The organism is Microbulbifer maximicatervae (SeqCode) (assembly GCF_052467615.1).
The window spans coordinates 3,624,724-3,636,986 of record NZ_CP174319.1 but is presented as its reverse complement, the minus strand read 5'-3'; the positions used below and the strand labels follow the sequence as shown (position 1 = coordinate 3,636,986).

8 protein-coding genes are annotated in these 12,263 nt (G+C 40.9%); 2 read left to right on the top strand and 6 right to left on the bottom strand.

Annotation, left to right across the window (positions count from 1 at the left end):
• Positions 1 to 292: 292 nt before the first annotated feature.
• The 5 genes from ACJJIM_RS16125 to ACJJIM_RS16105 all read right to left on the bottom strand — a co-directional run bounded on the left by ACJJIM_RS16125 (position 293) and on the right by ACJJIM_RS16105 (position 7,526).
• The gene (locus tag ACJJIM_RS16125) at positions 293 to 1,609 is read right to left on the bottom strand and encodes a hypothetical protein (RefSeq protein WP_444911454.1); all 1,317 of its coding nucleotides are present in this window, start codon (positions 1,607 to 1,609) and stop codon (positions 293 to 295) included.
• Positions 1,610 to 2,478: 869 nt separating this feature from the next.
• Positions 2,479 to 3,783: a hypothetical protein gene (locus tag ACJJIM_RS16120; protein ID WP_444911453.1), complete on the bottom strand. Its 1,305-nt coding sequence runs from the start codon at positions 3,781 to 3,783 to the stop codon at positions 2,479 to 2,481.
• A gap of 481 nt (positions 3,784 to 4,264) precedes the next feature.
• Positions 4,265 to 5,689: a hypothetical protein gene (locus ACJJIM_RS16115; RefSeq protein WP_444911452.1), complete on the bottom strand. Its 1,425-nt coding sequence runs from the start codon at positions 5,687 to 5,689 to the stop codon at positions 4,265 to 4,267.
• Between the two features lie 554 nt (positions 5,690 to 6,243).
• A complete protein-coding gene (locus ACJJIM_RS16110) occupies positions 6,244 to 6,429 on the bottom strand; it encodes a hypothetical protein (RefSeq protein ID WP_444896192.1) in 186 nt (61 codons plus the stop codon).
• A complete protein-coding gene (locus ACJJIM_RS16105; protein ID WP_444911451.1) occupies positions 6,417 to 7,526 on the bottom strand; it encodes a hypothetical protein in 1,110 nt (369 codons plus the stop codon). The genes ACJJIM_RS16110 and ACJJIM_RS16105 overlap by 13 nt, the downstream gene beginning before the upstream one ends.
• Before the next feature lie 569 nt (positions 7,527 to 8,095).
• Here ACJJIM_RS16105 and ACJJIM_RS16100 point away from each other — a divergent pair.
• Positions 8,096 to 8,266 (top strand): hypothetical protein, encoded by a 171-nt coding sequence (locus ACJJIM_RS16100; protein ID WP_444911450.1) that lies wholly within the window; start codon positions 8,096 to 8,098, stop codon positions 8,264 to 8,266.
• A 606-nt stretch (positions 8,267 to 8,872) separates the two neighbouring features.
• Complete coding sequence (locus ACJJIM_RS16095) at positions 8,873 to 10,261, top strand: MFS transporter (RefSeq protein ID WP_413663192.1); 1,389 nt, start codon at positions 8,873 to 8,875, stop codon at positions 10,259 to 10,261.
• A gap of 35 nt (positions 10,262 to 10,296) precedes the next feature.
• Here ACJJIM_RS16095 and ACJJIM_RS16090 read toward each other — a convergent pair whose 3' ends face one another.
• Positions 10,297 to 11,508 carry a hypothetical protein gene (locus ACJJIM_RS16090; RefSeq protein WP_444911449.1) on the bottom strand — a complete coding sequence of 404 codons (1,212 nt, stop codon included), beginning with the start codon at positions 11,506 to 11,508 and terminating at the stop codon, positions 10,297 to 10,299.
• Positions 11,509 to 12,263: the final 755 nt, after the last annotated feature.

Below are 12,263 nucleotides of genomic sequence, written 5' to 3'. Positions count from 1 at the left end.
AGTGCAGCGATGCTGTAGTGTTTCGGTAATTTGGGGGCGCAAACAAACCGAAGAGTGTGAGTAAGTGTGGGTGTAATTTTAAATTGCCTCTTTTTGTGGTATTACCACGATATTCAATGTGCTGATGGTTGGTTCTATAAGAAATAGTAGTTTTGGGGATGCACTGAGACGATAGATATGATAACAAAACAGAATAATATATATTCAATAATTGTATCAGTTCAGTGAATCCCCAATTTATGATCACTAAATATTTTTCTATGAAATTAAAGTGAGCTTGAAGCCAGGCATATTATTGCATTATGTTTCCGCTATTGTTGTCTCCAAACTGTGTCACGGTAGTTGAGGCAGATGGGTTCGCCTGCATGGCCTGTAGAAAATTATTATTTCCACTTTGTGAGAGTGTGGCCCAGCTACTCATACCTGTCTGGTTAAGATCGATTTCGTTGAGCGTACCATTTTGGTCTGTATCAGCAGAAATCAAATCACCATCCTGAAAAATAGAGAGGACATTTTGTGTACCTGTTTGCGTACTTAGAAGGCTATTTGATGATCCAGTTTGGCTAGTCAAGGCCATATTTTGTTCGCCATTTTGTGAAAGGGTTAATATTGATGAATCACTCATAATTTGGAAAGCAATTGCATCATTGGCAATGCCTATCTGAGTGACTTCTACAATACCGTTGCTACTGGAAAAATGGCCCATACCTCCAATGATATTTTGATCGCCGATTTGGGTTGCAGAGCCGACTACATTGGAACTTGAAAGTGCCTGCACACCACCTACTAAATTATCATTCCCTATTTGCTGGGAAAACGAGTGGCTTTGTGTACTGTCAAGTTGGCTTGAGCCCCCAAGGTTTGAGTTCCCGACCTGATTAGTAAAAGTACTACCAAAACTACTGTTTGAATTACTGCTCCCCCCCAAGTTATCAGTGCCATTTTGAATAACAGTGCTTGTCATAAAGTCAGAATTGTCGAACTGTGAAATTCCACCGTTGTTAAGTGATCCAGTTTGTAAAACTACGGAGGTGGTGTTGTCTGTATTAAGGCTTGCAGATGCAGAACCAATATTTTCAGATCCATCCTGGCTAATAAATATGGAGTTGTTATTTGAATTATTGAAATGAGAAGCTGCTGATTGGTTGTCAGTACCAACCTGAACAATATTTGTACTGTTTAAGCTGGAGTTAAAGTTTACGGTTTCAGCAAAATTGATTTCACCGGTTTGGGAGACAAAGTTGGTGTTATTGGAGTCACCAAGCATACTGGATGTAACTTCGTTAGTATTACCTACCTGTAAGGTTGTCAGCGTTGTGCCTGTACTATCCTCCTGGCTCGCGTTGGCTAAGTTTCCATCTCCAATCTGGGTCTGAATAATCACGCCGTCACTGCTATTAATGATCTGTTCCGCCTCTGCTGTATTATTATCCCCATTCTGGGTTTGTACAATCAAATTATTGGTAACGGTGGGATCGCTTTGGTCTCCCATAGCCATGTTGTTATTGCCTGTTTGATTTACAATATATATATTACTAGCCTGTGCCGCAGCGCTGATACTAATTGCTAAAATGCATGGGATTGCTGGAATATACGAAGACATTCTCATTGATAAAACCTCGACTTCTCTAGTGTAGTCATTTTCCTAAAACAAAATTTTAAAAAGGCTTGTTACATATTTAAATTGAGTAGGTACAAGCTTAAATGAATATCATTAATGTCCATTTCTATCTGGAGCTGATAGCAGGTTGGCGCTATAGAGATCAATATTTGCTTGGGGAAGTTTCAGAGCTGCCAAAAGAAATTTTCCGAAACTGACTAATCGGCATTAATACTTAGCTATGCCTGTTATTGATCAAAGCTGAACATGCTTAAGATTTCATCAAGTATGGACTAAAAATTTTGCGATTAATAAATGCATGCTTACTGTCTAATTCTCCTTTAAACCTCCTGAAATCTATTAATGCCGGGTAGAGCTATTTAATCTTCTACCCTACCTATATATGATTACTGCCTTTGGTTTCCCTGAGTAAGTTGAAAGTTTGGTAAAAGTATTGATGAAGCATGAGTCTTTTCAATGAGAGATAAGTGTGTAACTGCTAGTAATAAAGTTTACTTCCAGTGAGTTAGGCCAACTGATATTTTTTGCACTATAATTTTTCTCTTCTAGAATGGATCAAAATTTATCTGGTTGTGAATAATTTTAAATCTAGATAGAGGTTGCAGTCCTAGCTTATGAAAGCTTTAGGCTAACCCTGTAGCCTTGATTTATCCAGGAAGATTATCCGGGGATAAACTTACACCCTTTTTTAACAGAAAAAATGACACCAAACAGAAGCATTTGGTATCATCGACTACATATAAAGAAATTCACGTCTTAAGTGGAGTAAATGATATGAGCATTTCTCCTAATGCATGTCCTTTATGAATGGTCATGTATTCCGCTACTTTGTGTACTTTGAGCTAATAGTGGGTGAGTTACTGCATGATATTACCACTATTGTTTTCGCCAAACTGCGTCACAGTGGATGAGGCAGATGGATTTGCCTGCATAGCCTGTAGAAAATTATTGTTACCACTTTGTGTAAGTGTGGCAACACTACTCATGCCGGTCTGATCAAGGTCAATTTCATTAAGTGTGCCACTCTGATTGGTATCGGCAGAAATTGAATCACCATCCTGAATAATAGAAAGTACGTTCTGTATTCCTGTTTGCACGCCAAGAAGGATGTTAGATATCCCTGTTTGCCCCGCCAGGGCCATATTTTGTTCTCCATTTTGAGAAATAGCTAACAATCCCGAGTCGCTCATAATTTGGAAAGCAATTGCATCATTAGCAATACCTATTTGAGTGACCTCTACAGTACCATTGCTACTGGAGGAGTGGCCTGAACCACCAATTATATTTTGGTCGCCTATTTGTGTGATGGAGGCGCTAACATTATTGCTAGAGTTTATCGATATGCTGCCTAAATTGTCAGTACCGGTTTGCTGGATAAATGTATGGCTCTGTGTGCTATCAATTTGGCTTGAACTTCCTAAATTTAAACTTCCCACTTGATTAGAAAAGGTACTGCCGAAGCTACTATTTAAATTACTAGCTCCCCCTAGATTATCATCGCCACTTTGAATGACCGTACTTGTCATAAATTGAGAGCCACTAACTTGCCCAACTCCCCCATTGTTCAACGATCCATCCTGTAAGATGACAATACTGTTGTTCTCCGCATCGAAACTTGCGCCTGGAGAACTCGTATTTTGAGATCCGCTTTGGTTTACAAATATGGAATTGTTACTTGAGTTAAAGCTATGAGCTGTGAAAACTTCATTGTCGGTTCCGGTTTGTAAAACATTAGTACTATTAGATGTAGAGTTGAAATTAACGGTAGAGGTGAAATTCAATTCACCACTTTGAAAAACGAAATTGGTGCTCGCGGTATCATTTTGCATAAAGGAATCGACTTCGTTATTGTTCCCCATCTGTACGACGGTATCGATTGTGTCGGTGCTATTTTCTTGGCTTGCTGTGGCTAAGTTTCCATCTCCAATTTGAGTCTGAGTGATCACTGCATTATTGCTATTTATGATTTGTTCTGCCTCAGCTGTATTATTATCACCATTTTGGGTTTGCACAATTAGGTTGTTGGCAACGGTGGGATCACTTTGATCCCCCATGGCAGTGTTATTGTTACCATTTTGATTGACTATGTAGGTGTTGCTCGCTTGTGCTAGCTGTATCACAGCAAGGGTGGATAATCCGGCAATTGTGGCTTTGAATTTCATTGTTGAATTCCTCTTCGAGCTACGCTGTGACTAAGGTTTGGTTTAGTGGGTGACTTAGATTTATAGCTCATCGTTAAAGCTAAATTTAAAATCATCGCTGGTGCTGCCTTTTTGTATTGGCTTCAAACCATATTTTTGGCATTAAAACTTGACTATGCCAGGTGGGGGAACTCTTCGTTTATTTGGGATAAAGCATAGAACTTCCAAACGTACACTGTACTGCTTTGTACTAAATTAAAGCCTATGATGTACTGCACTGATAAAGCAATAGTGACAATTGAAATGTTTGTTGCTGATATCTACCATTAAATTGTCCCCAAAAATTATTGTCAATGAGCGGTGAGATGTATATAGGATAAAAGTACTGAGAAAGTAGTAAGGAAAACTCAAGCCGATAATTTCAAAACTGTCTTGTCAGTATTTGAAAGTCTAATAAGGTCTGATAGGGCCTGCAAAGAGGTTTGCAAGGCCCTTGGTTTTTTTACTGCATATAGGTGGCGCTGTTGTTGTCACCTAGTTGGGTGACACTGATTGTATCGCTAAAACCGGTCTGCGTTACCATTAGGAAATTGCTATTGCCATCCTGAGACAATGTAGCAATATCTGAAGATCCACTCTGAGTCAGATCTATTTCGTTGAGATTGCCGCTCTGGTTAAGGGTGGCTGAAATACTGTCTCCGTCTTGGAGGGAATTAATCAAGTTGTCCTCGCCATCTTGTGAGGCGTAAAGGTCGGCATTGAAGTTGGTTTGCTCCGCATTTATTGTGTTTAATTCACTCATTTGAATTATCTCAGCCGAGTGGTTGGAGCCGGTCTGTGTCAGATCCGCATCATTGCCATTACCAATTTGGCTGATGGAGTAGTTATTATCAGATACAGTTTGCAGGCTAACAGAAATACTATTGTTGTCACCTTGCTGAAGGTTTGAACCTACACTGTTATTGGCATTGTCATCTGTGGAACCAAAGATATTGTCATTTCCATATTGTTCAACTGTAGTAAATTGATCAGAACTTTGGCCTCGTACGGTAAACCCTGAATTGAAATTGCCGATCTGTGTTAATTGGACTGAAGTGTTTGAGCTGCCATCATCATCTACCCCTCCGCCGGTATTATCATCACCCATTTGAAAGACGCTGATACTGCTATTAAAACTATCCCACTGGCCTGATGTACCAATATTTCTATCACCGATGGATACTACGTTCAGAAATGCTTCATCCATATTGGTCTGTCCTGAAGAACCAATATTATCGGTGCCAATCATAGTAAATTGCATTGAGCTATTGGTAGAGTCCCTTTGCGGAGAGCTACCAATATTGCTTGTTCCGCTAATGGTATAGATCATTGTAGTATTGGTGGTATTTTCCTGTATTGATCCGCCATTATTGTCGGTTCCCGTTATTGTGAAGGTCATTACCGTATTCGTCGTATTTTCCTGTATGGAGCCACTGCCATTATTGGTCCCCATCATGGTGTATGTCATGGTTGTATTGGTGGTGAATTCCTGTGTTGAAGAAACGAAATTATCAGTGCCGATTAACGTTTTCTGCATTACACTATTGCTGGTTGATATTTGATCTGTCCACGCGCTGTTATTGTCTCCTATCAAAGTAATGACGGCTGAAGAATTACTACTGCCGTCTTGCTCACTATTCGCGAAGTTGTTGTCTCCCTGCTGGGTTTGGATAATGGTTCCATTGCTGGTGGCATTGAATTGTATTGCCTCGGCATCATTATTGTCTCCAATCTGAGTCTGCGAGATTAAACTATCAGTGGCACCAGTTTGGTCCCCCATGGCCATATTTCCAGTTCCCTCTTGATTGACAATATAAGTATTGTCACCATACGCAATACCGGAAATGGCTAACGCTAAGGTAGTGATTGCAAAGGCTGATGTTTTCATAAATGATTCCTTTCATTTAATGATTTATGGATGGTGTTAAGAGCGATAGATCTCTTGCTTCTATAAAGGTAATTAACGAATGAAACTTCTGTAGCTCAGTTAATTTTTAATGAGCACTAAGTAAGAAGCTTAAGGGCCCTAAATGGTGAGAGAAGTAGTGATAATGCTTGCTTGTACTGATCCCAAGCCATTTTTTGGCATTAATGCTTGGAGATGCCGAGGCTATATTCATTTTTGCTTCGATTGATGTGAAATATTTATTCCAAATTTTTCACCTGTATTGGTTGATTTTACTATTCATTTAATTTGCTCCTATTTGGTTTGTTGGTCCGCCAAAATGTAGTGAAGTGATAAATGACCCCTACTTACGGTATCGCTTTTAGTATTATTAATAAATAAGATAATTGGTATGAGATAAAAGCACTGAGATGCTAGTAAAAAAGTCTGATTTAATCAGTATTTTCATTGCAGAGTTATATTGATATTTGATAGTGGATAGAATATGTATGGTTAGGTGGAGTCCATATATGGGTATACGGACTCCTATCAACGATTTACTGTGTAAAAGTGGCGCTATTATTGTCACCTAGCTGGGTAACATTGATGCTATCGCTAAATCCTGTTTGAGTGACACTCAGGAAGCTGTTGTTACCATCCTGAGGTAGAGTGGCAGTGTCCTGTTGTCCACTTTGGGTGAGATCTATTTCATTCAGGGTGCCTGCCTGACTTAGTGTTGCCATTTACTGTCCCCATCCTGCAGTGAATTGATCAGGTTGTCCTCACCGTTTTGTAGGGAGTAAAGGTCGTTATCAAAGCTTTCTTGATCAGCATTTATCTCATTTAAATCACTCATTTGAATGATCTCAGCAGTGTGACTTGATCCAGACTGGGTAAGAAATACCATATTTCCATCACCGATCTGTGATATGTAATAGGCGTTATCAGATACCGTCTGTAATAGGGTAAGACTAGTATTGCTATTTCCTTGCTGTAGGACCGTTCCAATACTATTGCTTGAGTCAATGGTTGCATTATCAAATAGGTTACCGTCTCCAAACTGCTCATACGTAGTGCTTTGACTAAAGCTATTAAAACGACCAAGTCCACCTATATTTGAGCTCCCAATTTGAGTAATTGTGGCTGTATTATTCGCACTACCAATCTGCTCTCCAGCGGCCGCAAGATTACTATCCCCGGTTTGAAAGATCATTATCGTAGTACTTGAGCTGACATTCTGGGTGGTGCTAACAAGATTATCGTCACCATAACTTTCAGCTACTAAAGTTGCGGAATCGGAGTCTTGTTGTACAGAGGAGCCAAGATTATCGTCACCTACAAAGGTAAAGCTCATTGAACTGTTGGAAACATTATTCTGAACTGGAAAGCCAAGATTGTCATTGCCTTCCATGATGTATATTAATGAGGTATCAGAAGTGGCATCCTGTGAGCCGCCTCCAGAATTATTATTCCCTGTTACATCCAATTGCATGAAGGAATTGCTGGTTGATGTTTGCGTGGGATCCATATCATTGCCGTCACCAAAGATAATGACCTCAATGATGGAGTCAGTGGTGGCATCTGAAGTGTTATTATCCCCTTCTTGAAATTGAATAATAGTGCCGTTGGTATTGCCATTAGACTGGATGGCCTCAACATCATTATTATCCCCAATTTGAGTCTGTTCGATGAGGTTGTTAAATATAGTGGGATCACTTTGATCCCCTGAGGCTGTATTTCCCGTACCTTCTTGATAGATAATATATTCATTGTCATCTGCATGAACCAGGCCACTGATGGCAAGGGATAGAGCGGTAACGGCTATAGGTAAGATCTTCACAAGTAACTTCTTTACTTCAACTCGCTATGGCGCTTTGACTGCGTCCACAGTATTTCCTGTACAACACAGGTGAAATCCATATCCAATCCCGTGTAATCGAACGTCGACCTACCATCCGTCGGGCATTGGAGGTTATTTGATCGGCCCTAAATGGTGAGTGAAGTAGTGAGACTGCTTATTTGCACTGGCTCCAAGCCATTGTCATTGGCATTAGTACTTGGATATGCCGGGGCTAAGATCATTGGCGGCTTTCTAAAAAAGACTCAATGATTCCAAATTCTGGTGGGCATAAGTGCTCACCGTTTGTCATAGATATTTCTCCTCTGTAATCCGTTTGATTGGGCTCTCCAAAAGTCGAAATCCAGCTCGTTTCAGATATTGGAGCCTTGGAAAAAGTATTGACAATGAGACTCCTTAGGGGAATGAGATAAAAGCACTGAGATACTGGGACTAAAGTCGGAAAATATCTGATATTTTCAGTGTGTTAGGATGTGGCTGCTGGGAGGAGAGTTGGATGATAGATTCTGGGAGATAGCTGTCTGAACATACAAGTTCCTAGAGATTGGCACATGGCTTTACTGCAGAGAAATCGCGGTATTATTACCAAATTAAGTAGTGGTGATGCTATCGTTAATTCCTGCCTGCCTGCCTGCCTGCGTGGGCATTATTTAATTGTTGTTGCCGTTAAATTGTGTTGCTTCAACGTTATTATTGTCACCAACCTGAGCTTGATTTATTAAGTTGTTAGTGGTTGTTTTTTCAATTTGATTTTCAGTAGCAGTGTTGCCAGTTCTTACTTGGTTGATGAGTAAGTATTGTTCGCCAGGGCCTGATGGCCATGATTGATCGAGAGAATGGTAATGGCTAAAGATAGCACCTTCATGGGAAAATCCTGTCAGTCTTTGATTTTTGATTTTTGATTTTTGATTTTTGATTTATAAGAATTGGAGAAGGGGCCCCGCTCAAGCCTGTCGATCAATCCTGATTGATCATCGGCTGATAGCTTTAAATACTTCTGCTACCGGATACTGCTTTTGGACTGATTCGATCTGCTAAACATGGAATGAGGATTAGTGAGACTGCGGACTTACACTGACATCAAGCCATTGTTGTTGGCATTAATGCTTGTCTATGCCTGAGCTGGGGCCTAATCAGAGTATTGCGGAAGAAAGTAATTCTGGATATAGGAGAAAAGCACCGAGATTCTAGTAATAAAGTTTATGAGAACCCCATTGGTTCTAGGCTGTTACTTGGTGTTGCCTGATAATTTGCGCTGCAGTTGGTCCTTCATTGGTCCAAGCTTATATATCCATTGCATAACTTGCAAAGTGTGAAGTTTGGCATTTATGGCAGCCTCAAAGACCCCGCTATCGCGATCACAGATTATTGGCTTAACAGCATTGTCGTTGGCAGTCTTTTTGGTGGCCAATGATTTTACGGCCTTCTCCGTCGCTATCCCTGCAATGGAAAAACATTTTAACGCAGATATCTCCACCCTTCAGTGGGTGATTAACGGTTATGCATTGGTGTTCGGGATTTTTATAGTTACTGGCGGGCGCTTGGCGGATATGTTTGGTCGACGCCGGCTATTTTTTGTTGGAACCTCAATCTTCGTCTTTTTTTCAGTTTTGGGTGGTCTGGCCGTCAATGAATGGATGCTGCTGGGAAGCCGGGCATTAATGGGTGTTGGTGGTGCTCTGATGTGGCCCGCTGTGCTCGGCATGACCTATCAGATCATGCCTGATGACCGCGCCGGTCAGGCAGGCGGTTTGATAATGACGGTGTGTGGCTTTGCGAACTCTGTAGGGCCACTGTTGGGTGGTTTCTTTACAGATTTTCTTAGCTGGCGCTGGATTTTTTTTATTAACTTACCCATCGCTTTGGCGGCAATGTTGGTGGGCTGGAAAGTAATTGAGGATGATAAGCCCGATGAGAGCAATGAAAAGGTTGACTATTGGGGGATGGCCTCATTATCAATTAGCCTTTTGGCTTTAATGTTATCTCTGGATTTTGTTATCGATGTAGGATTTAGAAGTCCTTTAGTGATTGGACTTTTAGTAACATCGGTGATTTTCTTTTTGGTATTTGCCTGGGTTGAGCCTCATACTCGCTCTGACCCACTTATTCCCCCGGATGTAGCTACTAATTGGCGCTTTTTTTCTATCTGTGTGGTGACTTTGCTTCTATCGGTCACTTTTGTATCTATGTTGCTTTATATTCCTCAATTTTTAATTAAGGAGTTGAGCTATTCTGCAGTTTGGTCTGGTGCGGGTTTATTGCCGGTGATGATTACCTATGCGGTAGTCTCATATATAGCAGGGTGGTTATATGAATTTTTGGGGGCTCGCCTAATTTTAGCGGGAGCGGCACTCTTTTTAGGTTTGGGAATGTTTTTACTTTCTGGCCTAGTGGTTCGCGATCACTATCTGCACCTGGTACCGGGAATGCTCACTCTCGGTATAGGATTAGGCTTATATTTTCCTACGATAACGACTACTGCGGTTACGGTATTGGGGCCTGCCAGGGCAAGTTTGGCGGCGGCCTTAATTTATATGTTCCAAATTATCGGCGGTGCTATTGGTCTGGCGATGAATACAACGGTTGTTGCGATGGCTCCGGAATTATCTGAGGGTATTGATCGGGCATTTACTGTTAATGCGTGTTTGGCTGCTGCAGCACTGATTGTAAGTTTGCTGTTTGTGAAAGGGGATGTTTCCCAGAAAGAAAAAATCTGAGCAATAAATAATATGGTTTTTCTTAGCCTCTTTCTCTACTGTATGTATATCGCAGAATTGTTACTGCCAATCTGTGAAATGGAGATAGTAGCACCAAAACTCAATTGAATTACCTGGAGAAAGTTGTCTGTACCTAGTTGTAGTAGCTCTGCACTATTAAAGCTGCCGGTTTGAGTGAGATTGATAGTGTTTAGCTCACCCAGTTGAATGATGTCCGCATCATCAATATAACCAGACTGCGTTGAACTTACTTGATTCTGTAGGCCTTGTTGCAGCAACTGTAGTCTTGCACTAAAGCCATCTTGAATGGCTATTAATGTGTTTTGATCAAATTCCTGGTCTATAGCTGCCTCAGAGACTGATCCACTTTGACTAATATCAGCACTATTATCCGATCCACTTTGTGTGACAACACTACTGGCCCCTTCAATAGCGAGTTGTATTGACGTGGCGCTATTACTTGTTCCTGTTTGTGTTATCTCGGAAAAATTATTGATGTTTATCTGGTTGATTGTGGACCCGTTGTTTGTTCCACTTTGAGATGTAAAGGCCTGGTTGTTTTGAGCAAGATTAACAATTATAGAAGCGCGATTACTCTGTCCTTGCTGGATGGAACTGTTAAATCCCTGAATAGAGTTGCTTGTTTGGATGCTAGTAGCACTGGAATCTGTAAGTTGTACTATTGAGTTGGTATTAAAGGCGCCGTTAGTATTTGTTATCCGGGCAGTGTTGTTATTGCCAAATTGTTGAATTTGATTATTGGTTCCCAGAGACTGTATCAGGATAATTCTAGTATCAATATTCTGGCTTCCACTTTGGATAATACTGGCAGAGTTTGCTATGCCACTTTCTTTATCGATAATCTCAGCTCTATTAAAATTACCTAACTGGCTAATAGAGACATCACTAAGAGCAACATCATCTTGGATAGATTCCGAAAAATTTAGGGTTCCTATCTGCGAGATGTTAGCAGTTGTACCAGTGGAAAGGTTTTGTATGCTCGTAATTTGATTTAGGGATTGTTCCTGACTGATGCTTATAGTGCTAAACAGTGTACTTGTCTGTGAGGTTTCGGCCTTGTTGAGAACATTAAGCTGGGAGACTGATGTCGTGCTACCCAGGCTGCTGGATTGGACTGACATTAGCTCGTTTGATACGCCTCTCTGCAACTGGATAATAGATCCTTCAGTATTGCCGTTGGATTGCTGAGCCACCACATTATTAAATTCACCATCTTGTGTTTGCATGATGAGATTGTTAATGATGGTTGGGTCGCTTTGGTCCCCTATAGCCCGATTGCCAATACCCTGTTGTGACAGGATATAAGTGTTGGTTGCGAGGGCCTGGCAGCAGAATAGTAAGGTTGATGCCGCGATAAGATAGCCTGGTATGAGCATAATTCCTCCACTGCACAGGCTGGCGTAAATCTTTAACTTAGGCTGTATCTTGCCGGCACTGGGCACCGTGTAATGATTGCCATATAAAATTATGGTGAAAATATAATGGTTTGTATATGAGAGATAAGTACTGAATTACTAGGGAAATATGTTCAAGCTTTATTCCTGGTTGAGTGTTTGTTTATTGGTGGCTCCGAGTATGTTTCTGTAAATGGAAGTGCTTCCCAATTTGAGTAAACTTGTGAGATACTTCAAGTCCACTTCACCTTTGCCCAGTTTTTCCTGAAAATAGAAATAACCCTATAAAACGTGTGGTTTTTTTCAGGTTATCTACACAGAAAAAGATTCTTCACCCCAGTTAGAATAATTCACAGACTACTCATTTTTTTGTTAACTATTTTTGTTAATTGAGTGAGAATAGGGCTCTTTCCCAATCCCTGGAAATGGAATCTCGGGCGATATCCCGCACTGATGCGGATGACTGAAAAGTCGGCGCTTTTGCCTAGGTTGCGGCGCCGCCGGACAGATAAACCCCTGTGTCCTGCTTTTTTTAGGACGCCTTTGATTCTCCAAGCAAAGCAGGCCTGTCGGGGTGGTCTTGTACT

Bases quoted from the DNA above. Each gene is read 5' to 3' on its own strand.
- ACJJIM_RS16095 (WP_413663192.1), top strand. From the start codon at position 8,873: ATGGCAGCCTCAAAGACCCCGCTATCGCGATCACAGATTATTGGCTTA.
- ACJJIM_RS16110 (WP_444896192.1), bottom strand. From the start codon at position 6,429: ATGGCAACACTAAGTCAGGCAGGCACCCTGAATGAAATAGATCTCACC.
- ACJJIM_RS16115 (WP_444911452.1), bottom strand. From the start codon at position 5,689: ATGAAAACATCAGCCTTTGCAATCACTACCTTAGCGTTAGCCATTTCC.
- ACJJIM_RS16120 (WP_444911453.1), bottom strand. From the start codon at position 3,783: ATGAAATTCAAAGCCACAATTGCCGGATTATCCACCCTTGCTGTGATA.
- ACJJIM_RS16100 (WP_444911450.1), top strand. From the start codon at position 8,096: ATGGCTTTACTGCAGAGAAATCGCGGTATTATTACCAAATTAAGTAGT.
- ACJJIM_RS16090 (WP_444911449.1), bottom strand. From the start codon at position 11,508: ATGCAAACACAAGATGGTGAATTTAATAATGTGGTGGCTCAGCAATCC.
- ACJJIM_RS16125 (WP_444911454.1), bottom strand. From the start codon at position 1,609: ATGAGAATGTCTTCGTATATTCCAGCAATCCCATGCATTTTAGCAATT.